Origin of the sequence: Veillonella sp. AF13-2 (assembly GCF_003603295.1) — a bacterium.
GTDB classification, from domain to species: Bacteria; Bacillota; Negativicutes; order Veillonellales; family Veillonellaceae; genus Veillonella; species Veillonella parvula_E.
The window spans coordinates 428,886-455,033 of the sequence record NZ_QTMT01000002.1 but is presented as its reverse complement, the minus strand read 5'-3'; the positions used below and the strand labels follow the sequence as shown (position 1 = coordinate 455,033).

Here is a 26,148-nt window from a genome sequence, read left to right as displayed (position 1 = left end):
TACAACCTAAACCTAAAGGTAGACCATCTATGCAACCGAAAGAACTAATACCACCCACAAAAGATCAAAGTATTAAATCAGACAAAGAACGGATAAAAGAACTAGAAGCTGAAATTGCTCGGTTGAAATATGAAATGTCTTTTTACGATGACTTTATGAAAGAAATGCGTGAAATAGCTAAACCCAATAAGGCTGTAAAAAAAAGCACAAACAATTGCCATCGAAAGATTAAGAAAAATATACCCCCTTCAGTTTATGCTCGAGTACTTTGGCATTAGTCGTAGTACATATTATGCACGTTTAGCTAGCTTAAAAAGTGGAGACAAATATGCAGAGGAACGAGAAGCTATTCGCACACTTGTGGCGATGAATAAAGGTCGTTATGGGTATCGCCGAATTACAATAGCATTGCATAAATTAGGCATTCATATAAACCATAAAGTTGTAATGCGTATTATGAAGGAAGAAAACTTAACATGTAAAGTTCGCCTAAAGAAATACCGCTCATATAGAGGTACTGAAGGAAAAATCGCTCCCAATATTATTAAGAGGAACTTTACTGCAACAAAGCCAGATCAAAAATGGACCACAGATATTACCGAATTTCACGTGTTTGGGCGTAAAGTTTATTTATCACCAATCTTAGATATATATAATGGTGAAATTGTATCCTATGAAATATCAGAACGACCTGTATTAACACAGGTATTATCTATGCTGGATAAAGCCTTTAGGAATAGACCAAATAGCAAAGGCTGCATCCTACATTCAGATCAAGGCTGGCAGTACCAGCATAGTACTTATCAAGAAACATTAAAAAATCACGCTATCATCCAAAGCATGTCTCGAAAAGGAAACTGTTTGGATAATAGCGTGATGAAAAACTTCTTTGGTTTGTTAAAGTCAGAGTTGTTATATTTAGAAAAGTTTGCTTCCTATGAAGATTTTATCAACAAATTAAAGGATTATATTAATTATTACAATACAAAACGCATTAAGCTCAAATTAAAAGGAATGAGTCCGGTAGAATACTGAACTCATTCCCAAAAAGTAGCTTAATTATATCTGTCCAAGAAAATGGGTGCAGATCATAAATCACATTTTAGGACAGCCTTATTACTATAAGTTTTTACCTTCGTAATACAAAACTAATGACACAAATCATAGAGACCATATTTATCTCTCAAATCACGTATTTTATTATATTGTACCTTCAACAAATGAGCTGCTTCCACTAAATTAGTAACCTCAAATTCAAACACACGCTTAACTGAACCTTCAGTTTTTATATCCCAATCGAAAAAGCCTTGGGCAAATTCAGATGCTTTAGGTTTAGGATTTTGCCGATTATATGTTTTCCATTCCTTTATATGTATAATAAATAAAATCTCAAACTCAGGGTACGTATATATATAATAGATAGGAATTTCCCGAAACTCTCTAGGTAACGTAATCGTTTCTTTCAAGCTATCTAATATATAAATGAGTACTGGTGGTTTATCATAATCATTACGCAGTATTTCTTGTAAATGTTTAGTGCGTTGTTTACGAGTGCGCAATTTTCTTAAATTATCAAAATTACAACTACTTACATCTAAAGTTAACTTTTCTTCTTCAGATAGCCACCTTAAGGCATCTTCTTCATTCCGGCCTTCACAAAAGAAAATAATATAATGATTTTCACATATATCTGTTAATGTAGACATACAACACCTATTTAACAGTACCCGCTAACGCCTGTTCTGCTGCTTTCATAGATGCATATTTAGGCACTGTCCCTTTAATTAAATTACCTAAAATGACATTTGATTTGAGTAATTCATTACGTTCAATTTCATCACTGTATTTAACAGCCTCTAATGTTCCATCATTACGTTTACGAGTGATATAAATATTATCTTTTCTTACAAAAGTATCTAATAGTTCTGGGTAGTGAGTTGTAAAAATCAAGCAGGCCCCATGTGGGTTATAATCGCGATTTTCAAATAAAGATAGAATCCATTCTACAAGGCGTTTATTAATATGATTTTCTATCTCATCAAATAGAATATACCCTCCTGCTTTCAATACGGATTGGAGAGCTGGAAAAAAGTGCAATGCTTTTACAGTTCCAGAAGATAAAATGGATTCTAGTTCATCATAAGATAGATTATACTCGGAATCACCATCTTTTTTGAATTTCAATTTGTATTTATCTTTGCCCTCTGACTGTTCAATACAACTAATTGCACTATCAAAACACTGTATAATCGACACATCAGGAATTGTAGGTCGTATATTCCGAACGGTATTATATTTTTCAAACGAACAAAGTACCTTTGTTGCCTTATTCTTAAACATACTCGCAATACTCATGTCATCAAGTAAAAACTTAGCATCTTCAAAATCGGTACGTTGATTAACAACCTTAGAGCGTACAAAATTAAATAGATTCTTTTTAGTTAGTTTTGAGAACGATCGTACTTTCAATATCTCATTCTTATAAACAAAATCATATTCATCATCCAATTTATATCGTTTTATAATTGAAGATGTTAACTCTAATATTTGTTTACCAATTTCAAACCACATAACAAAAATGATTGGTTTTTCATTTGTACCATCAGCATTTCCTAGAATTTTCTGAAGAATTAATTTGATATGAGGATCATTCAACCTAGCATCATTAGCCACAATCTGTAACAATATCTGAATAACTTCTAAAATCGTGGTCTTACCTGTTGCGTTAAGACCTGTGAAAGCTATTATATTTTGGGAATAAATAGATGCTCCACTATCAATCCTATAAGCCCTTTCTATATTGTCATTATCAGTAAGTAATTGGCTTACTTTATCAGTTGCTACTAAATCAATATGTAAATTTTTACCAAACAAATTAGTATTATGTATTTCAAACCCTAACAACCGCACTATAACACCCCCTTTTTTTAATTATTATATCATAAGCAACATATTTAAAACATTTATTTTGTTCAAAAAAGTAAAAAAAGATTTTGTAATTCTATTTTTATATAACAACACCTGTCAATAACATTTATATGACCTCTAATAATTTCTGAATCGTCTCATATCGAGAGATATCTCGTATATATAAAGAATATCTTACTAATCGATCCAATGGAGATGCATATAGAGAATCTCTATAGTGAAGTAATATTGTTTTTAATTCTATTCTTAGATTATTAGATAACATGCCTATCACAATTCTCATATATTCATAGTCAAATACAAAAAGTTTATCACTACTATTTTCAATTAATAATATACTTCTATTCTTTATTAAGTCAGTTAATATTTGTATACCTAGACGATAGTATTTATCCAATACATCTAACGATAACTGTGCTACTTGTAATATTCTAAAATAAATCAACAATTCTTTTGCACCACATATAACTTGTTTCCAATTCTCCTTCATATTTTCTAATGATGAATTACTAAATAATGATTGTATTAATGTATCATTAAGCAGTAGCTGACCAGTTACATGATATACCCGATTAGTTTCCAATACATGATACATCAATAATTCACACAAATAAGGAGCTTTCTTCAACTGTAATCTAAAGCAAATGGCTTGATACAATCGCTCTATCTTCTCTTTAATTTCATCTTGAGATAAACTATCTCCTGGCAAGCTATGTATTACTAAATTTTGATTCTGCAATCGTATATTATTATTATACTTAGTGATTAAACCGTTTAAATACTGTGTTAATGAATAAAATGCAATACTCGCTGTAACAAAACTGGTAGAACATAGTAAAGTATCGATACGACTATTTCGATACTTGATAATATGATGGAATACTAACCAGTATGTATTATCTTTTCCTAATAAGTCAATATACTTATCTATATCTATATCATGTAATATATCAACAAGAATAAATAGAAATTTATAACTATATTCTAAATGACGACATTCCATATATTGCGTATCAATCGCATGATACATGAAATTATGAGAACGGTCATCAATACAAGGCCTTATTTTATGATTTTTGCTTGATAGTAAGCGAACTAGCCCACCATATAATTTACCTTTTAAATGATGTTGATCTATAAAGGTCCTTACTACAGCCTCATCATTAGGATATATAACAAGCCATACCATTAACATAGATACAATATCCAAGGGTGACTGAATTTTCTCAATATTCCCACGAAACATATCTAGTTCTCGTTGCCAGTAATCTTTATATAAGTCAAATACATTTGAATTTATTCCATTAAATAAATCATATAAAGCACTTAAAGTATCATATTTAACATGTACATTTAATTCACTCATAACAGCTTTGCCTCCCCATCCATATGAGGTTGTACTGCATTGTTCATTATATTTTCATATAGTGATTTAGCTGTAGTCCCTGTATATTTATGAATACAATGAAAATTTTCACCTAACGAATTGAATGATGTCCCTACAACAAGACATTGTACATCTTTATCTGTCCTCGTAAATATAAATCGATCGTGAATCGGTATTTTTGTTTCAATACAACGTATGCCTAAACTATTATTATGATTCCGATAATAATTTGCTACTGCTCGATGTAAAGGAATATGTCTTAATAACTCATCTGCTGTAAAAGCTCGATTAATCCCATCTTTTCGAGTAATATAGAAAACAATAGTTTTCGATTTTGCCGACATATTAGCCAAAATAGCAAGCCATTCAAAAATCTTATCCTTGTCCTTATCATCCCGATAATCGGTAAAATAACTATCACAAATAACAATCTCATCAGCAGCATGTTCCAATTGTCTAATTATATAATCTTTTTCAATTTGTATATCTTCATCACTTCCACCATACAATATTTTATTTACATCATCCACATACAAGGCCATATTATCAACAATTTGTTTATTATATTTCCTTAACAATTTCGGCTCAATCATCTTTCCCACTGTAAAAGTTCCTTTTTCACTAGGTTGTTGAATAGTTGTTTTCCCTAATCGTTTAAAAGATAACTCCACAGGTTCACATTGTATATCAATCGTCATATGTATCAAACGCATAATAGAGTTATCAATAGATTTATATATTAATTTTCCTTCACGATATATAAATATATCAAAACTTTGCCAAGGATGCTCAGAACTAATATTAATGCTTCTGTTCCCACTCTCAACATTAATAATAGCCGTATCAACAATATACTCAGTATCACCTAAATCATCATAACTTTTAAAATGTACAATAAGCATAGAATCTACAGGAAGATTTGTAAGCGTAAGACCATCAACCCCATCTACTTCATTTCCCCGTCCTTCTACAGGAATAGGCTCAAAGATAAAAATATCCCCTAAATGTAATGGATATTTTTTAAATTGTAAACCACAATATGTGTTAATAAAATCAAATAGTTCTACCAATACGTTAGCATCATTAGATGTAAACTCATCGCTATATAACAAAAATGATAGTTTATTAGCTACTATATAATGACTACAATGTGCTGATGCCCTATGGCCATAAGGATTCAAATCCTCTCCAGTAGATAACACCCCCTGTATAGATGCCAATGAACTCACCTTATTAAGCACAATATCACTGTCTACTTTTTGTTCGATGAATTCTAATAGTTTACCATCTAGTGTAGTGCGTTCCTCATGATTAACAGTGACAAAATCATCAATCCCTTTGTGATATATACAAAGAATCTCTTCTCCGTCAAAAACAATCCTATCTTCAATCATATAAAAACCCTCCTAATATATAAAAACGTATCAACAAAATACTTATTAATACGTTTCAATAAAGAGAGAATAAAATCCTGCTAAAATATGTAATTGTATATATTCAACGATCATAACCAGCCGTAAAATAGGTAATTTGCTGTGCTCCTATAACGGACTTTTCGTCGCTAGGAGGTTCTTTTCTTTTCTACATAAACTTTACCATCCCTCAACTTAACTAATAGTTTAGTCCTAACTATTTATTATTTCCACATAAAACTTATAAATAATATCACTAAGATATTCATATTCTAATAATAAAAATACAATTGAGGATATTATTACTAATTAATCTATATTTGTTTCTAAATAACTCAATAATATTTTCAAATTTTGATCTATTGGTACCTCTAAACTATCAGGCATAAGACCCAATTTTAATGTTGTTCCATCTTTTAATTCATCAAATATACTGAATGATTTTATCGATTCACAAAATATCCTCCGTTTTTTTCACAAGTTAGTATAAATTCTATATCTTGAACTAACAAAAGTTCAATAGCATTAACAAATATACAAAATAATTTTCAAGTCAATATATTCTTTGTATCCTCTATATAGCTTTAATAAAATAATCTAGCTTTGATAAAAAATCATATTAGGTATATCATGTATAATTTCAGCAGTTGTTTTTATAGAACTTAATATAGGAATATTGCTAGTAGCAAACAAATCAAATAAATTTAGAGCCAAATCAGAACCACCCGTAAAACGGGTGGTTTGCTCACGGGCTATAAGCCCGTATTACTAGGCCAGCGTCTAAAGGCGCTGGCTTTCACTACGTTCAAGCCACATAGCCATTGACTCGTAACGGTCCCCTTAAAGGGGATATGTATTACTTGCTACCCTTAAAAGGGTCCTCATATTCTTTTACACTAAGTTTATCTTTCGTTGCCGCACCCGCATAGCGGGTGGTTTTATGATTCGCGACTACGTCTCGAGCCAGTCTAAAGACAATAATAAAAGTGCTAAGGCGATACCAAAATGATACCCCTTAGCACTTAATTAAAAAGTATGAATATAGTTCAGTCACTATGAGAATTACTATACAAGCTATTATATGACTTGCTATTCGAGTAAACTTTCAACCATATTAGTCAAGAGCTTCCTCTGTGTTGATAGCTTTGCGAAGATTAACTACACGATCCCCTTCAGCTGCCAGTTCATTTGTTTGTTGAACAACTTTCACACGATTATTCCCATCTTTCATAGATTGTTTCAAACTGAAAATAACCATTTCATTCATGTAAAAGCGCAATTCATCATTTTTAATTCCGGCAGTATTACGATCCAAGATATCGATGATTTCTTGTGCATACTCCATTCTACCCGCTTCAGATACCGTAGTATGTGATTCAAAGAACTTTTTATAGTCATTATACAAACGATCTAAAGCCACGCGTGCATAGCTGTCTTCTTTATAGCGATGACTCACGATGTACCAGCTGCGGCGGACATTCATATAATAAAGCGCATTATTACTATAACGTTCTTGCCCGGACACAACATTGGTATCGTCTTTGATAAGCTTACCGGCTTGATTCAATTGAAAATGTGTGAAATCCCTTACTACGTCACGCACTTCTTCACTAGGAACAGGAAGAACTACTTCCTGCTCGATATTAGTTAAAGGTAACGGTGCTTGTTCACGCATCATCAATGTATCGCAAGCTGCATCAGCTTGACCTGCAACACATACACAGGCAAGCGCTAAAATAGGCATAAATCTCATTAATTTCATAAACCCTAATCCTCCTTATAATCATCCGCCAAATGAGCGGACTTCATATTCCTTACATAAATAGAATATAACAAAAATCAAATACTTCCAAGTACAAATTATTTAGTAAGTCCTGTTTGTTTCATGAGCAATGCAATTTGAGCCTTCATTTCCTCATTGTCTCGTTGCACTTGATCGTACTTAGCGGTCAATTCTTGGTCACGTTATTTCATGAGTGCATTCTCAGCTTTCAATTGCGTCAATTCATCTTGCATTACATACATGGATCTAATAGGCCCCCCCTTGTAACGTTCCGGGATCGCCTTTCTTTTATCGGAAGTACCAAATTTACGGGTTACACCGGCATTCACCATATTGTGATGGCTGCCAACAGATACCCCTACATGGAACATAGTATCTTCTGCTGTGTAATGTGCAACACCTAAAGCGGCCGCAGTTTCGCCCCTATAATTGCCGACTTTTACCTTCCAAATGTACCATTTTTTTCGCATAAAACCAACTAAAAATTTTTTCTTTCTACTCACATTCGTTTATATCTAATTTCATTCGTTTATATTAAATCGATAATGAATTATCCTTACATATATGCAACATATACTCGATAGATAATATGTACGAATACCCCCAATAAAAGCAAGAGTAAATTCATAAAATACTAAAAGGCGCCAAAAGCAAAATGCTTTTGGCGCCTTTTATGGCACTACAATATGAATATGTGATTTCATATCATATTACATCAATATGTTTATCATATTATTTGTTACCCAATTGTTCCATCAAGAATGCAATTTGTGCTTTCATTTCTTCATTATCGCGTTGTACTTTTTCATACTTCGCTTTCAAAGCTGTCACTTCATCTTGCATTACATAAGCAGAGCTGATTGGACCGCCTTTATAACGTTCCGGAACGGCTTTCTTCGCATCGGATGTACCGAATTTATAAGATACGCCCGCATTGAACATATTGTCATGACCACCAAGGGATACACCCATGTGGAACAATGTGGATTCATTAGTGTAATGAGCCACACCTAAAGCAGCAGCGGTGCTACCTTTGTAGTGACCTAACGCAGCCATTACTTGAGTAGGTTCTAATGGATCGTATTGTAACGGTTTAAGACCGGAAATAGCCGCACTAGCCGCACCGGAGTCTGCAATCTGACCTTCCATATCGCTCATTAAACCATTCAATTGATTCATATTAACAGCATCTGTACCGTTTACACCAGGACCTATATTGGTAATTCTATTACCGCCGTTATTCAATCCGTCTTTAGTAAGACTTACGGAATTTCCTGTAGAAGGTGTAATCGTCATCCCGCCACCGTTTACAACAGTCGTATTGCCTGCAGCATCCTTAGTCGTTACGGATTCAAGTCCCTTTAAGTCTTTCGCCATACGAATCTTAAGGTTACCGGTACCATCGGATACCACACCTAAGTTATCTTCAGAGGACAATTTGCTAACATCAGAGATACCGCCCACAACATTGACTTGTTCATTAAATTTTTTCTTAATCACAGCACCGGAATCACCACCGTACTTCATGCCGTCATCTTTGGTTGCCACTTGATGAGGTGTACCATTTTCATCTATGTATTTCATACGAGTGATTTCATTACCGTTAAGATCTTCATCGCCTTTTTCAGCAGTGATATCCGCATTGCGACCGTCTTTGCCTGTTAAGCCGATATGACCGACACCGTCCTTACCGGACATGGAAACCGCATCCTTGCCATTTTTACCGGAAACACCTACCTTGCCATCTGTACCGTCAGCACCGTTAGGACCGGTAATGGTTACACCATCAGGACCGGATTTGCCAACTTTTACCTTATCAGCATTCACTGTGCCGCCATTAACCGTATTCGCAGTTACGCTGTCAGCCTTGATGTCTTTCGCCATCTTGATAGTGATATTACCATTATTATCGGCTACTGTTTTGATATTTTCACCGGAATATTTATCATCCGCTTCCGTACCTTCACCTTTAATAGTAACCTTTTGACCTAAATCACGGTGGAACTCGCCTGTATTACCTGCAAAATCCATGCCTTTCTTGGTGATTTCATCACCCATATTGGTAATCTTTTGATCTAAAGAGTCATGAGATGCTTTTAATTGATCTTCTGTGGCAGCTCGACCGCTAACGATATTCGCAGGATCAAATTTTTTATTTTCCAATCCGGTAACATAGCCGTCTTTACCATCCACAGCGATTTTACCTGCATCAATCTTACCGTCTTTACCGTCAATTGTTACCTTATCTCCGGCCTTGATGATACCATTTTCACCATCGATTGCCACTTTACCTGCAGTAATATTACCTTTGTTGCCTTCGATTGTAACCTTATCACCGGCCTTGATTGTACCTGTAGTACCATCAAACGCGATTTGTTTCGTAGGATCTGAACCCAATGTCACTTGATCTTTAAGACCAACTTCATAATTCGTGGAACCATTAGGATTAGTAGTTGGTGTAACAGTGATATTGTTGCCGGCAGTTACTGTAGTAGTCGCTGCATCAGTCGCTTTTTTCAACTGATTAACATTGACTGCATCATTAGGATCAGTACCCTCAGCTACATTGGTAATCTTTTTACCGCCGTTATTGAGACCATCTTTAGTGAGGCTCACCGAATTGTTACCAGCCGGAGTTCTTTCAGTAATGGTCATACCGTCACCGTTGATAACAGTATTAACATTACCATTTTTGAAAGTTGCAGATTTCAAACCTTGCAAATCTTTCGCCAAGCGTAATTTCAATGTATCGTTACCATCAGAAACAACACCGATATTATCTTCATCGGTCAATAGATTTTCATCAGTGATACCGCCCTTAACATTGACTTGCGAGTTAAGTTTCTTCTTAATAACAGTACCGGAATCACCACCGTACATCATACCATCATCTTTGGTTGCCACTTCATGAGGGGTACCATTTTCATCGGTGTATTTAATACGAGTGATTTCATTACCGTCAAGATCAGGAGTGCCTTTATCGACTATCATATCAGCATTACGGCCATCCTTGCCATTCAAGCCGATGTGACCGATACCGTCTTTACCGGACATAGATACCGCATCGTTACCGTCTTTACCGGAAATACCTACCTTACCGTCTGTACCGTTTGCTCCGTCAGGGCCTGTAAGAGTAACGCCATCTTTGGCATCTTTACCTTTTTTATTGACCTTAATGGAATCAGCTAGGAGACTTCTATTCATCTTCACGTTAATAGTAGTATTACCATCATTATCTTGGGTGATGAAAGTCTTGATATTTTCACCGCTGTAATCGTTATCGGCTGCAGTGCCTTCACCTTTCACAAGCACAGTGGAGCCTAATTTATTAGTTTTCACACCGCCCACATTGGCATCAAACTTAAGACCCGTAGCCGTTTGAGCCGCTATAGCATCTTTCACTTGATCTTCTGTGGCAGCACGACCGGATACAATTTTATCCGGATTCCAAGTCTTATTATCTAAACCTGTTACATAATTACCGGTTTCATTGTCACCCGCTGCATTAGTCACTGTTTGGCCGCCCATAACAGCATCGCCTGCTTTCACAGTCTTAGCTGCCGTTACGGAGTCGAGATTCTTAAGATCTTTTGCCAATTGAAGCTCTAATTTGTCTGTACCGTTCGCCTTTACGTTGATGTTGCCGGACGCACTTGCAAAATTATCAGAATCCGCCTGTGTCACACCTTCACCTTGTACTTTTACCAAGGTATTTAATTTGTGTTTATTAACGGTGTTTTCATTGTTACCTGTGAATTGTAAGCCATCATCCAGGGTTGCTACATCGTGTTTCACTCCGTTTTCTTCAAGGACGAGACGAGTAATACCGGTACCATCTACAGCCGGTTTCGCGTCACCGCTCTTCATAGTAAGACCGTTTGCACCATTTGCACCATTAAGATCGATGGAACCGTCTTTACCGTTGATAGCAACAGCAGAACCATCTTTACCCTTGACTCCGATGGAACCATCTTTACCTGTTGGACCTTCCTTACCGATCGCTAGATTATCATTTAACTTCAAATCATAAGTAGCTTGACCATTATTGTCAGTCTTAGCGATGAGCAAGTTTCCGTCAGTTCTGTTTTCTTGTCCATCTACCTTCACAATGGTATGTTTGCCGGCTAATTCTTTTACTTCGTTCAATTGACCACCATTAACTGCATCTTTGGAGTTAGGGGCTACGTTGCCGTCGGCAACATTCGTAATAGGCGCATTATTGGCATTGATACCATTCGGAGTAATAAAGCTCTTTCCACCAATGGTCAATCCATTATTATTGATTACCGTAGTACCTGTTGTTACGCTCTCTACATTTAGATCTTTAGCTAATTTGACATTTAATGTATCTGTACCATTAGATACCACACCGATGTTGTTGTCACTCAATTTAGACTCATCTGTCACGCCACCGACAATATTAGTTTGAGTACCTAGTTTTTGGGTAAACTTATTATCCGGAGCCGCAGCAGCTTTTACATCACCTGCATAAACTACGCCCTTATCTATTTCCGTAGTTATCGCATATAATTGGCTACCATTAATAGCATCAGTCGATGTAGCAGAAATACGACCGGCCGCCACATTAGTGATGGTCCGTTCTGCACCCGCCTTGCCTACACTCACCGTGGAAGTCGGATTTACACCGGCAAAATTATGAGCTTCTCCATTAATCGTTGCGGATTGTGTCGCCACTGCTGCCGCTGTTTCAGAACCATTGCCGATAGCTACGGCATTTTCATTTGCTACTTTTGTATTGTTACCGAGAGCTACACCATTCTTTCCTGTTACGGATGCAGTGCTCCCTAGAATCATGGCCCCATCAGCAAAAGCTGTGGAATTATTACCTACCGCATACGCATTATCCGTTGTGATGGTATTCTTATTACCGAAAGCGCCTGCCGTATTACCTTTAACCGTACCGGCAGTAACCTTTTTAATCTTATCGCCATTAGTTTCTGTGGTTTCCGTAATAGTCGCGGAACCAATCGTATTACCATCACCAATAGCATAGGAATTGCTTCCATACACTTTATTTTCTACACCGAGAGCAGCAGATTTAGTACCGGATGTAGCGCCATCGGTCATATCGAAACCGACTGTATTCGTATCACCAATGGATATGGCTTTGTCACCATACGCACCTACCTGGCTACCTACGGCAAGAGAATTTTTACCCCAGCTTCGTGCCATGACACCGATACCTGTACTGGCAACGCCTTTTGTCAATGAGTTAACACCGATTGCCGTGGAACCCGTACCAAGAGACTGCGTCATCATACCGATAGCCATACTGCCATGACCGATAGAAGCGGTATTTACATACTTTTTACTATCATTAAGTGCACCAGATCCCAATGTAGTTCCAGGGTATAGAGCGGCTAGTTCACGATTAAAGTTTTTTTGTGTACCAGCAACCGCCATATCAGGCACTACTGTATTCAAATCAGGCTTCGCCGTTTCAATATCATCCCCACCGATGGCAATAGAGGAATGACCAATAGCTCTTACATCTCCACCGATACCTATAGATTGAGTGCCATACACCTTTGCCATACTACCGATAGCCGTGCCTTGAGAGTATTCAGGATGATCATCAGGATTGGTAACGCTCTTTCTAATGATGCTGGCTTCCGCTCCGGAACCAATAACTACATCACCACGAGAGCCGTAAGAATGAGCTTCCGCCCCCATGACAACTGCACCAGATCCTTCTTGATTATGGTATTTGGATACCGAGCTTGTAGCTTGACGACCAATAGTAATATCGCCATTTTCCATTGCATGTGCTACATTACCAATAGCAATTGTGCTTGCAGAATAAGGATCGTTTGCTCTTTTTTGTCCCCCTGCATGAGCGCCTTGACCTATAGCAACACTGTTTTCAGAGTTTGCATCGGAATGGGCCTGACGTCCTACTACGACCGTTTGAGTACCTGCCGCATTTGCTAAGGAACCAATTCCTATAGCATTTAATCCTGTTACAGTAGATGTGTTACCCATGGCGATTGCATTTTCATTGTTTGCCTTAGCATCGGCTCCCACTGCTACACTGGCCAATCCGGTAGCTTGAGATTTAAGACCATATGCCGAACTGTCTTGACCCGTAGCATGAGCTTGATCACCAACAGCAAGAGAATGTAGTGCCGTAGATAGAGATAAAGAACCTATAGCCGTCGCCCCTTGACCTGTAGCTTTTGCTTGGTCACCGATAGCGATAGCATATATATCAGTTGCCTGTGTTCTGCTACCGAGAGCCACCGTATATTCTTGTGTAGTCTTAGCAGTATCCCCTACAGCAATACTGTTTTGATGGAATACAGAAGATCCAATCCCCGCATTAAATGATGCTTCCACCACACTCGGCACTAAACATCCTGCCAAGGCAAAAGCGCATAAAAGTGCACCGAATGATGCATTTTTCTTTTCAAAAATAATTCTGCTTTTTCCACCATTAGTAGCGATTTCGGAAACCACTACGTAGCAATGCTTCACTCGACTCCAAATTACTTTATAAATGTGATTTATAATTATCCTCCCTTTGGATTGAAAAACACACTCCCTAAAAAAACAAAATGAGCTATGTCTCCTCAATACTACTATTATACATTCAAGGAGACATAACTCAAAGTTTTTTACAAAGATTTTATAAAATTATAGGTTGTAAATGATATATTGACGTTCTGTCATTGACCGTCCAGCCCCATTCCAAGGCATCGTATTGATAAAAGCTCTTTCCGGAGAAAAGTTTATTTGGTTTTATTTTTAAAAAGATCCTTTATCTCATTCGCTGCCAATGCTGTGTACGAACTGAATCATCAATACCGACGGAGAGGAGATAATCCCCAAAATGGTTACCCGTTGTCCCATAGGAACAACTGCACCATTGAGATCTACAAGAATAGTAGTCCCTTGAGCCGTACGGAAATTCATGAGTCCGCCTTCCGCAGAGGATATAATTCTACCAACGGTACAGATTTTAGTCCTCATTGGAATCCCGGATAAATTCCACGCAACTTGATAACCATCTAGCTGATCTATGCGTAAAGCGCCAGGATTGACTTGATACCAATTGTTAAGATCGCTCTTTACAGGACCTTGAAAATAGCCTGCATCACGAGTTATCTCAACCTTAGGAGGTTTCCGTGTCATTATCTTTGAAGAAGAATCTTCAACATCTTTTCTGTAGCTCACCATAGGTTGATTTGGAAGGCAATCTTCATAGGCCCCGACAGCAATAGTATTGATAACACTCCAATCACAAGAGAACACAATTTTTTCATATGAACGCCTTTCGCTTCGATTAACCGCGACCTTTGATAACGCGAACACGTTGAATATCAGGAGTACCATCTTTATGTTTAGAAATAGTATCCACTCTGATACGTTCAAGTTCTGGTTGGAACTCTTTAAGAGCTCTAGCCATTTGTTCATCGGCAACAGCACCGTTTTGAATAGCTCTGTAAATCAAAGCAGCCATTTCATAACGAGTCATCATGCGGTCTCCGCCAAACTTACCGTCTGGGTAGCCAACGATGATGCCATTACCTGCCAATGTTGCCACATAGTCATATGCCCAGTGGTTTTCAGGCACATCTGGGAAGAGTTGCATCTTATCCAAATCCAAGGAATTAAGCTGTTTACCTTCGGAAACTTCTATGAGTGCGCCCTTCATATTTTCAAGTTCTGCACGAAGATCCTTAAGTTCTTTCGCCATAGCTACTCTGGAAGTAGATACGTGATTGCCTTGACCAAGTTTCAAGCTAACGCCGGCATCGATACCGTCCTTAACAATCTTAGGACCGCCATTGATAGTCAAGCCATCACTGTTCATAACAGTATTACCGGTAGTTACACTGTTCAAACCTTTCTTTTGCATATAATGCGACTTGAACACCTACATTATACTTAAGCAAGGTGATTTTTTTGTATAACTTTCGTTGCCGCACCCGCATAGCGGGTGGTTTTATGATTCGCGACTACGTCTCGAACCAGTCTAAAGACAATAATAAAATAGGGTAGCAACTTCGACAGTTACTACCCTTTTTATTGTCTATTTTTATCAGATAATATGCTAGTATATAAGTCTTTAATTATATTATTTCTAATATAATTTATACCTATTAATCAATATGCGATACATCAATCAATATAAACAAAACTTAATACTGTATCTGATTAATTATTTTTTGTTGACTCTGACACGTTCGATAGTTGGTTGACCGTTAGCGTCTTTTGCAACTGTGTCCACGCGGAACAATGCCATTTCAGGACCAAATTCCGTTACGAGACGTTCATCTACGCTTACACCCTTTTGAATAGCGCGGTATACGATTTGAGCGAATTCATAACGAGTCATCATGCGGTCTCCGCCGAATGTACCGTCAGGATACCCTTCTACCAATCCACGTTCGGAGAGTGCATATACTGCATCATAAGCCCAGTGATTGCTAGGTACATCCGGGAATAATGTAGTGCGATCCGCCTTCATGTTCATGCCTGCCAAGCTATTGATGATGGCAGTCAATTTTTGAATTTGCGCATTTTGTACAGCCACGGTTTTCTTAAGTTCCAACACTTCCTTGCCAACAGCTACACGAGAACGGGATACATTGCTATGAGCGCCGACTTTCACGGAAAGACCGGCATTAACAACGGTTTCACCGTTACCCAATGTGGAGCCGATGCTGAGTTGTACATCCTCATTAGGACGATAGAAAGCACCTAATGCAGCAGCATTACCATCGTGGAAATGACCATAACCGGCTGCGAAATCCCATTTTGCATCAGGATCGAAATCCAATGGATGTAAAGCGGCAAGAGCGGCAGCACCTGCTACACCTCGATTGATTTTTCTATCGAAACGAGAAATATTTTGACCGATATTTGTAATATTATTTTGAATGTTAGTTACATCTTGTTTAATATTGTTAACATCACCTTGGATGTTCGTGATATTCGTTGTGTTATTGTTGATTTGATTAGTAATATCATCAGCCAAGCTAACCTTGTAGTCCTTAACATTGCCGTTTGTCGTAGCATCTACTTTAATGTGATTACCTGCGCTAACAGTTGTTGAACCAACAGAATTTACTTGGTTTTGTAATTGTTTAAGTTGTGCCACGTTAACAGCATCTGTATCTTTGGAACCTGCTGCTACAGACGTGATTTGTCTAGTCACACCATTGTCCACATCGCCGACAGATACTGCAGCACGCGTCGATTTCCATGTAGCGTTCGTTTCAGTGGATGCAGCCTTTTTACTTGGATCATATCCAACTTCACCTTTGTCAACGCCTGCCTTTGCTTCACTAGCGATAGCGGCACCACCTGCTACGGAAACATCTGTATTATGGCCTACGGCTACCGCATCATCGACATTCATCGTTGTGCCGTTATCGCTGGAGCCCATAACAACCGCATGGTTAGCGTTCGTTATGGTACGTTTATCGCCAAGAACAAGCGTTCCTGTAGAGTTAGTTATATTATTTTCCGTACCGATTACGGTTGTATTTTTAACCTTATCCGCTGTATTATCAACACCCATGGAAAGGTTATTGGTGCTTTCATCACCACTAGCACCCGTGATCGTGTTGTTCACACCGATTATGGATGTACGCAATGTATAGTCGGCCTTATTACCACCGCCGAGAGCCATGGTAGCACCGCCGCTCTTAGAGTCTTTAATAGCACCACGCAAGTTATCAGCTAACGCCTTGGCAGAATTACCACCGTCACTTGGAGCCGAAATGGTAGTAATGGAATTTGTAATCTCATTGCCGGCACCCATTACGATGGAACCGTTGGAATTAAATGTTCTATTCGCTGTACCTACGATACTGTTCGCAATACCTGCATACCGGTTAGTAGCAGTTTGCGATTCAATGCTGTTTAATGAACCGGTAATCGTAGCACCAAAATTCTTTAGTGGATTAGCCAAACGGCCACCATTATATTCACTGGACATGATGTTATACACACCTGTATTGGTAGTGAAAGCGCCATTGCTGAAGCTGTTAGCACCGATGGTTGTAGCATATGCATTAAGAGCATAGGTTCTAGTCGTAGCACTATCTACATCGATATCACCCAACTTACCTTTGTAATTATGAGAACCGATCATGGTGCTACCGGTACGTGCAAATGTATTATCACCGATAGCAACACTGCCCACAACCTTTGTTGGATCTGCAGGAATTCTAGCAGATGAGAACCAGCTTCCGCTGAAAGTCGTTTGGCCTAGAGCAAAGCTTGCTTCTACACCACCTGCCATGTTTTCGATTTTTGCATTTTTACCGATGGCAACACTACCGCCTTGGCTCGCATAGTTATTGATATTAGCACCATTACCTACAACAATATCGCCTGTAGCATTACTTGCACCATTGGAATAGCTGATGCCGGCGCCCTTGCCAACAGCCACATTTTCCGCTTTTGGCGCATTGCTTCCTGTACCAATAGCCACACCGCTACCGGAACCCGGATTATTATCAGGTGCCGCATAGGCAATGCAAAGACTAGACATTAATACACCGTTAATTAACAGTGTTAATAAACGTTTCCGTTTGTTCATATCGTTCAATCCCCATTTCATAAACATTAACTTCGTCTCCATCGGCGAAACTTTTTCACAAAATCATGATAATTACATGAATATTATAGCACATTGAAAAAATCTGTAAACGTTTTACATAACTCGTTGCAAAACCTCATAAATATAGGCTAAACCGTTTTAACAAAGAGGACAAAACGTCTAATATAACATATATCATTTATTAATTTTACTTCATAAACTTTCCATATGAATACAAAAAGAGATGGCCAATCTCCTTTGATCAGCCATCTCTTTTTTTTGTGAGAAATGCTATGTCATTTCCTTTTTCTTAGTGAGAAATAGTATTTCATTTCCCTAATAATATGCTATGATACATCGATTATTTTGCTTTTTCAATGCGAGATCCATAGTTATCTCTGTAGTCGTTTTGGTCAACATCGTCTTTATCGTTGATGCGAACACGTTCTACCTTATTGCGATCATTATCGCCGCCGGACACACGATCCACACGGAATCTATCGATATTTCTGATAGATTCGAGTTCGGAACCGAATTCATCAACAGAACGAGCCATGTTTCCATCTGCAGGAGCACCATTCTGTAATGCTCTATAGATGATGGCCGCATATTCATAACGTGTTAACGTACGATCGCCTTTGAATTCTCCATCAGGATACCCTTGTAAGTATCCACGTTCTCCCAATGTCTTAACATATTGATATGCCCAGTGATTTTCAGGAACATCAGGGAATACCATGGCATGACGAGAACCGTTTCCAGGTACCGGAACTTGACCGGATTCGTAAGCTTCTAATTTCTTAGTCAACATTTCTACTTGTTGTTTCAAGCCCAACACGTCTTTTGCTATGGAAACGCGTGAACGAGATACCGTATTATTTTGACTAAATTTCCAGCTTACCCCTACATTAAGCATGTTTTCACCGCCACTGAAAGAACCGCCTACGCTGACCATAGTGTCTTCATTAGGACGATAGTATGCACCAATAGCAACGGCATTTGTACCTTTATAGTTACCATAGGAAGCCGCAAAATCCCATTTATCATCAGGATCGAAATCTAGCGGATGTAAACCGGCTAACGCAGCGGCACTAGCACCTACACGATTAATTTGTGTACCTAATTTAGAAACACGACCACTTAAACCATATAGTTGGCTGCCATTTACAGCATCTGTGCTGTTTGCGGAAACTTCACCAGGTGCTACGTTTACAATCTTGTTACCACCGTTGTCTAAACCATCTTTAGTAACGGAAACAGTCTTGCCAGCTGTACCGTTTTCGATAGTCAACCCGTTATTATTTAAGCTGCTATCACCTGTTTTTACAGTTGTAGCATTTACAGTTGTAGCATTAACTGTATTAGCATTTACAGTGTTAAGACCTTGCAAGTCTTTCGCCAAGCGCAATTTCAAGGTATCTGTGCCATCGGAAACAACACCGATATTAGCTTCATCCGTCAATTTACTTTCATCGGAAATGCCACCCTTAACATTAACTTGCGTGTTAAGCTTCTTCTTGATAACGTTACCGCTGTCACCACCGTATTTCATGCCGTCGTCTTTGGTTGCTACTTGGTGAGTCGTACCATCTTCATCTTTATACTTGATGCGAGTGATTTCTTTGTCATCAAGGTTAGGATCTCCTTTTTCAACGGTGATATCAGCACTGCGTCCATCTTTACCGTTTAATCCGATATGACCAATGCCGTCTTTACCGGACATAGATACAGCATCTTTACCGTCTTTACCGGAAATACCTACCTTTCCATCTGTACCGTCAGCACCGTTAGGACCCGTAATGGAAACACCGTCTTGACCATCTTTACCAACCTTCACCTTATCAGTAGTTACGCTATCGGTTTTGATGTTCTTCGCCATCTTGATGGTGATGTTACCCGCTTGATCAGCTACGGTTTTGATATTTTCACCGGAATATTTATCATCCGCTTCGGTACCTTCGCCTTTAATAGTAACCTTTTGACCTAAATCACGGTGGAACTCGCCTGTATTACCTGCAAAATCCATGCCTTTCTTCGTGATTTCATCACCCATATTGGTAATCTTTTGATTTAAAGAGTCATGAGATGCTTTTAATTGATCTTCTGTAGCAGCTCGGCCACTAACGATATTAGCAGGATCAAATGTTTTATTTTCTAGACCTGTAACATAGCCGTCTTTACCGTTCACAGCGATTTTACCGGCATCAATCTTACCATCTTTACCGTCGATAGTTACCTTATCGCCGGCCTTGATGATACCATTTTCACCATCAATCGCCACTTTACCTGCAATAATATTACCTTTGTTGCCATCGATTGTAACCTTATCGCCGGCCTTGATCGTACCTGTAGTACCATCAAGCGCGATTTGTTTCGTAGGATCTGAACCCAATGTCACTTGATCTTTAAGAGCAACTTCATAGTTCGTGGAACCATTTTGATTTGTAGTTTTTGTAACAATAATATTATTGCCGGCAGTTACGGTAGTAGTCGCAGCTGCAGTTGCATTATCCAATTGAGATTTATTAACTGCATCTTTATCATCAACACCGTCAGCTACATTCGTAATCTTATTGCCCCCATTATTTAAGCCATCTCCTGTTAAGGATACGGTCTTGTTGCCTGTTGGGTCTGCCTTATTGATGGTAATACCGTCTTTATTGACAACGGTCTTGTTGCCTGTATTATCTTCAGTCGTTACACCGTCTGCATTTGTAACGGTTTTGTTACCATTGCCATCTTGGGCCGTTACGCTAGTAACGGTAATATCATCTTTCATAGTGACACGAACAGATGTGCCGTCCACCTTTGTAGAGATATTCTTACCATCGCCAATCACGTCAACATCTTCACCAAGAGCTTTATGAACCTTGTTGCCGTCTTCCGCTTTGATACCGAACCCTTTTGCAATCAATGCATCGCTTTGAGATTTTAATTGACCAAGATTTACTGCATCAGTATCGCTGGTGCCATTGGCAACATTTTGGATTCTTGTGCTGTTAGCATTGATACCATTTGTCGTCATAGAAGGACCGTTATTGATGGTAATACCATTGGTATCTATAGTCGTATTGCCGGTCGTAACGGATTCTAAGCCGGTAAGTTTTTTAGCTAACCGTACTTTCAGATTGTTCATACCGTCAGATACAACACCGATATTGTCATCGGTAGTCAATTTACCTTCATCCGTAATGCCACCAACTACGTTTACTTGTTCATTAAGTTTCTTATTGATGACATTTCCTGTGTCACCACCGTACTTCATGCCGTCATCCAATGTAGCTACGTCATGTTTAGTACCATTCTTTTCTTCCACAACGAGGCGTGTGATGCTAGTGCCGTCAACGCCAGCTTTGCCCTCGCCACCCTTGATGGAGATGCCGTTAGCACCGTCCTTACCGTTCAATCCGATGGAGCCGTCTTTGCCGTTGATCACTACAGCGGAGCCGTCTTTACCGTTAACGCCGATAGATCCGTCTTTGCCATCAGCCCCCTTCTTACCAAGCACTAAGTCGTCGCTTACATTGACTTTATACGGATTATTAGCGGAACCGTCGCCTTCAACGGTTGTGTTTTTACCGTCCACAAGTTTAGTCGCATTGGAGCTGATTTCCTGACGTAATTGAGCAAGGTTGACAGCATCTGTTAAGTCTGTACCCGCCTTTACGTTCTTGATTTGGTTACCGCCATTATTTAGGCCATCTCCTGTTAAAGATACGGTCTTATTACCTGTTGGGTCTGCTTTATTGATGGTAATACCGTCTTTATTAACAACGGTCTTGTTGCCTGCATTATCTTCAGTCGTTACACCGTTTGCATTAGTAACGGTTTTGTTACCATTGCCATCTTGAGCTGTTACGCTGGTCACGGTAATATCGTCTTTCATAGCTACACGAACGGATGTACCGTCCACCTTTGTAGAGATATTCTTACCATCGCCAATCACGTCAACATCTTCACCAAGAGCTTTATGAACCTTGTTGCCGTCTTCCGCTTTGATGCCGAAGCCTTTTGCAGTCAATGCATCACTTTGAGATTTTAATTGACCGAAGTTAACTGCATCACTGTTATCAGTACCATTAGCTACATTAGTAATCTTCTTACCGCCTGCGTCGATGCCGGTCTTAACGATCTTAGGACCGTTGTTGATAGTCACACCATTCGTTGTCATCGTAGTATCGCCAGTTTTAACCGTATTAGCATTCACGGTATTAAGACCATTGAGATCCTTCGCTAATTTTACGGTCATCTTATTATTTGTGGCTTCTGTAACGACACCGATATTATTATCAGTTAAATTATTTCCGTTTGCACCACCAAGGATAGACATAGCTTGATTGGAACCACGGTGTATTACATTATTGTCAGCCGCCGCGGTAGCACCGATTGTAGAATTGTCGGAGCCAAAGCGCAATGGTAATGTATGGTTATACAATTGGCTACCATTGATAGCATCTGTACTCGTATTGCTTACCAAGCCTGCTGCCACGTTTTGAATTCGTCTTTCCTTGCCTACGGAGCCAACAGTAACTACGCCTGCAGGTGTACCGCCCGCATAGTTATAGGTACCGTTACCTGTGTATGCATCCATGCCTTTTGTACTGTCACCGGCTGCTACATAAGCGGATCTACTACCTAAGTATACGGAATTACCCAATGTTGCCGTCACATCGCTACCCAATATTTGAGTATCGGAGAGATCACGTGCTGTATTGGATGTGTCGATAGTATTGTTATTACCTACAATACCGATATTTTTAAGATCTTTGTTGCCACTGTTTTTGGCTTGAATAGTATTCTTGGAACCTGTTACAGAAATACCGAGGATATTGCCTGCATCGCCTTGAGTAGACGCATCAGGATCACCGGAAACAGTATTATCATTACCGGTGATCATCACATCTTCGATTTTCTTAGGTGTTGTCAATAACGCCATGGATTCCAATTTAACGGTATTACTATTACCGACAAGTCTATTCTTATTACCTTCTAAACGGTTTTGATTACCGAATACACCGGAATTAGTAGCTGTAATAGTAGCTCCAGTCCCTGCCGGATTGTTGCTGTTATCACTACCTACCACATATGTATTGGCACCGGATACGGCACTTCTTGCACCAATTGCAGCGGATGTACTTCCGGATGCTTGTGCTTGTGTACCGATAGCAAGAGCATCATTAGCTAAAGCTTGTGCTGTATCACCTAATGCACTCGCACTCTTACTATTACTTTTAGCATCGCTACCGATAGCAATCGCCTTGCTGTCGGATACGCCTGCGGAATAACCGATGGCAATCGCTTTATCTACCGCATCGCCTTTGTTTTTAATGGATGATGTAGCCAGTGTACCAATAGCAATGGAGCTATTACCTGCGGATTGAGCACCGGCACCGATAGCCATGTTGTATTCATAACCGGTAACGGCAAGTGTTTGTTTTAGACCATTTGCAGCATTGCCGTCAGAATATCCTACACCAAGAGTGATACTGCCCGTACTTTGAGCTTCATTGTTATTACCAATAGCAACGCTTCGTTCGCCTAATGCCTTAATACTCACACCGGCAGCCATGGAATCTACACCGGAAGCCAAATCATTGTTAAAGTTATTATTATTCGATGATTTTACAGAGTAATAATGCGTTTTTGAAGTATCTACCAATTCTTTAACTTGTTTTACGTTAGTAGCATCGGTATCTAATACACCTGGTGCCACATTGCGGACAATAGTACCTTTACCGCTCGTGTTGCGAAGAGTAATGCTATTATCGGCAGGGCCTGTGGTTACGGTATCGTAGAATATCCCGGTATTGCCGGCACCACCAGCTCCGGCATTCGTTACACGAGCCACTGTATCATCAATGGATCTTTTCAATTGTGCTACTGTAACTGCATCTTGATCCGCAGAACCATCGGCTACATTTACGATACGACGCAATGCACCGGTGTCACCTACGGAAACCACGTTTCTTGGTTTTGCTTGACCGGTTAAATATCCGGTACCCGTATTCATAGCAGCGGTCGCTACTGAACTATTCCCAAGAGCGATATTGCCATCTTCAGAGCGAGCACCTTGACCGATTGCAACACTGGCAGCACCTGTTGCTCTTGCGTTAAAACCGATTGCGGTAGCGCCATTATCATTAGCACTAGCTTGATAGCCGATAGCTACTGCATCATCAGCCGCTATAGTTTCACTACCAATAGCAGTAGATTGAATTCTAGATACAGGTGCATTATTTTTATTAGCATGATAACCGATGGATACGTTTTTGCCTTCTGATGTATTACCGGTAGAACCTATATTTGTACCGGCTTCGGAACCGATAGCCACATTATGATCACTTTTAACGGCTTCGCCGGTTTTGTAACCGATAGCGATGTTTTGTTGACCATCTATATCATGACCGGCACTATCGCCAATGACAACATGGGATCCCTTAGCACCCAATAAGTCACCGACCATACCTTTACCGGCATTATTACCGACAACAACAGAACCTGTAGCGGTAGATTCAGCCTTATTACCAATGGCAATGCCTGTACCTGCATTAGCTAATGCTTCCGTACCGATGGCAACGGAATTCGCTTGACCGGCCGAAGCTTTTTTACCCATTGCAACTGCGCCTGCACTGCCGGCGTTCGCTTCCGTACCGAAAGATAAGCTGTCTTCTCCGGATGCAACGGTCTTCTTACCGATAGCAACACCGGCTTCACTTCTAACAATTGTCCCATCACCGATAGCAATCGCACTATTGCTGTTCTTTTCAACAGTAGTAGTATTCCCGATAGCTATGGCATTGTTTGATGCAATAGTTTTAGCATCAGTGCCGATTGCCATGCTATTGCTCACAATTTGAGTATTAGCACCATCATTGTAAACTGTGGCCCTTTTACCCATAGCGATAGAAGTATTGCCACGTGCATTAGCTTTATCACCAATGGATACGCTGGAGTGCCCACCACCAAGAACGACAACGGAGCTGTTGCCATCAGCTGTCATGCCCGCAAAGGACCCGCTAACTGCATTATTACCTATAGCAACACTTGTGCTAGCACTGCCAGAAGCTCGAGCATCATTACCGATAGCTAATGAATCGTGAGCACGCGCATAAGACTTAACACCTATAGCAATTGCATCATCACCTAGTGCCTGTGCATCATCACCTGTAGAGTTGGCTCTGAAATATTTCATGCCCGGTTTAGTTGGATCTAACCCCAATTTAGTATTGAGTTCTTCCAATTTATCAATGGCGACTTTATTTTTATCGATATTTGTCTTATTGGTTCCAATTGCAGCCTTATTTGTATTGATATCATTAGTATTTGCTTGAATATTGGTCTTATTTATATTGATATCATTAGTATTTGCTTGAATATTGGTCTTATTTGTATTGATATCATTAGTATTTGCTTGAATATTGGTCTTATTAGTATTAATAGAACCAGTATTAGCTGCAATAGCATTTTTATTAGTATCTATAGCCGCTTTGTTTTTAGCGATATCTGTCTTATTGGTTTCAGTCGCAGTTTTATTTGCAGCAATAGCTGTCTTATTCGTTTCGATCGCTGCTTTATTAGTCCCAATATCTGTCTTATTTTGGGTAATATTTGTTGTAGCTGTTGCCATTTCAGCGGTAGTAGCAACACCTGTCGCAGCAACGGTAATCGTATTAGTTGCAGCATCCTTAGTTACAGAAATGTTAGGGCCGGCAACAATTTTATCACCGTCATTAATCGTTTCCGCCTGAACACCGCAGATTCCTCCCATGAGGAACATACCTACCAACAACGCTCTGCTTAAGCCTTTAGCTGAAGTCGAAATAGACTTTAATAGAGGGTTGCCATTCGCCTTACCCCCATTTTTTGCTAATTCTGACACTACTTCATATTGACCTTTTGTGCGATTATACACGACCTTATAGACTCGATTCATTACATCACTCCTATTTTAACAACATAATAATTTGAAACACACTAAAAACTTTTAATTATACATTTATAACATACACTGATGATAATCAGGTTCATACTACCATTATTTTTTATCGAAATCAATACCTTTTTC

The 26,148-nt window shown here is 39.1% G+C and carries 12 protein-coding genes and 1 pseudogene; 2 read left to right on the top strand and 11 right to left on the bottom strand.

The window, feature by feature from the left end:
- Positions 1–278: pseudogene (locus DWV85_RS05880) on the top strand (transposase); the annotation flags it as partial.
- Positions 256–1,035 carry an IS3 family transposase gene (locus tag DWV85_RS05875; RefSeq protein ID WP_123138282.1) on the top strand — a complete coding sequence of 260 codons (780 nt, stop codon included), beginning with the start codon at positions 256–258 and terminating at the stop codon, positions 1,033–1,035. The pseudogene DWV85_RS05880 and the gene DWV85_RS05875, both read left to right, overlap by 23 nt.
- 113 nt (positions 1,036–1,148) lie before the next feature.
- Here the strand turns inward: DWV85_RS05875 and DWV85_RS05870 are convergent, their stop codons facing one another.
- From DWV85_RS05870 to DWV85_RS05820, 11 genes are all read right to left on the bottom strand, one after another.
- Positions 1,149–1,706 (bottom strand): hypothetical protein, encoded by a 558-nt coding sequence (locus DWV85_RS05870; RefSeq protein ID WP_060919912.1) that lies wholly within the window; start codon positions 1,704–1,706, stop codon positions 1,149–1,151.
- A 7-nt stretch (positions 1,707–1,713) separates the two neighbouring features.
- Positions 1,714–2,910, bottom strand: a complete 1,197-nt coding sequence (locus tag DWV85_RS05865) for an AAA family ATPase (protein ID WP_060919911.1) — start codon at positions 2,908–2,910, stop codon at positions 1,714–1,716.
- A 124-nt stretch (positions 2,911–3,034) separates the two neighbouring features.
- Positions 3,035–4,294 carry a hypothetical protein gene (locus tag DWV85_RS05860; RefSeq protein WP_123138281.1) on the bottom strand — a complete coding sequence of 420 codons (1,260 nt, stop codon included), beginning with the start codon at positions 4,292–4,294 and terminating at the stop codon, positions 3,035–3,037.
- On the bottom strand, positions 4,291–5,709 hold the full coding sequence (locus DWV85_RS05855; protein WP_060919909.1) for a hypothetical protein: 1,419 nt from the start codon (positions 5,707–5,709) through the stop codon (positions 4,291–4,293). The genes DWV85_RS05860 and DWV85_RS05855 overlap by 4 nt, the downstream gene beginning before the upstream one ends.
- Positions 5,710–6,841: 1,132 nt before the next feature.
- A complete protein-coding gene (locus DWV85_RS05850) occupies positions 6,842–7,489 on the bottom strand; it encodes a hypothetical protein (RefSeq protein ID WP_123138280.1) in 648 nt (215 codons plus the stop codon).
- A gap of 203 nt (positions 7,490–7,692) precedes the next feature.
- Positions 7,693–7,980, bottom strand: a complete 288-nt coding sequence (locus DWV85_RS05845; protein ID WP_123138279.1) for a YadA-like family protein — start codon at positions 7,978–7,980, stop codon at positions 7,693–7,695.
- Positions 7,981–8,242: 262 nt separating this feature from the next.
- Positions 8,243–14,038, bottom strand: coding sequence for an ESPR-type extended signal peptide-containing protein (locus DWV85_RS05840; protein WP_123138285.1), 5,796 nt, complete (start codon positions 14,036–14,038; stop codon positions 8,243–8,245).
- A 255-nt stretch (positions 14,039–14,293) separates the two neighbouring features.
- Positions 14,294–14,782 (bottom strand): hypothetical protein, encoded by a 489-nt coding sequence (locus tag DWV85_RS05835; protein WP_123138278.1) that lies wholly within the window; start codon positions 14,780–14,782, stop codon positions 14,294–14,296.
- 31 nt (positions 14,783–14,813) lie between these two features.
- Positions 14,814–15,389, bottom strand: coding sequence for an S-layer homology domain-containing protein (locus tag DWV85_RS05830; RefSeq protein ID WP_243632532.1), 576 nt, complete (start codon positions 15,387–15,389; stop codon positions 14,814–14,816).
- 303 nt (positions 15,390–15,692) lie between these two features.
- Entirely contained in the window at positions 15,693–18,083 is a 2,391-nt protein-coding gene (locus DWV85_RS05825) for an S-layer homology domain-containing protein (protein ID WP_123138284.1), read from the bottom strand.
- Between the two features lie 361 nt (positions 18,084–18,444).
- Positions 18,445–26,016 (bottom strand): ESPR-type extended signal peptide-containing protein, encoded by a 7,572-nt coding sequence (locus DWV85_RS05820; RefSeq protein WP_123138277.1) that lies wholly within the window; start codon positions 26,014–26,016, stop codon positions 18,445–18,447.
- Between the last annotated feature and the right edge of the window lie 132 nt (positions 26,017–26,148).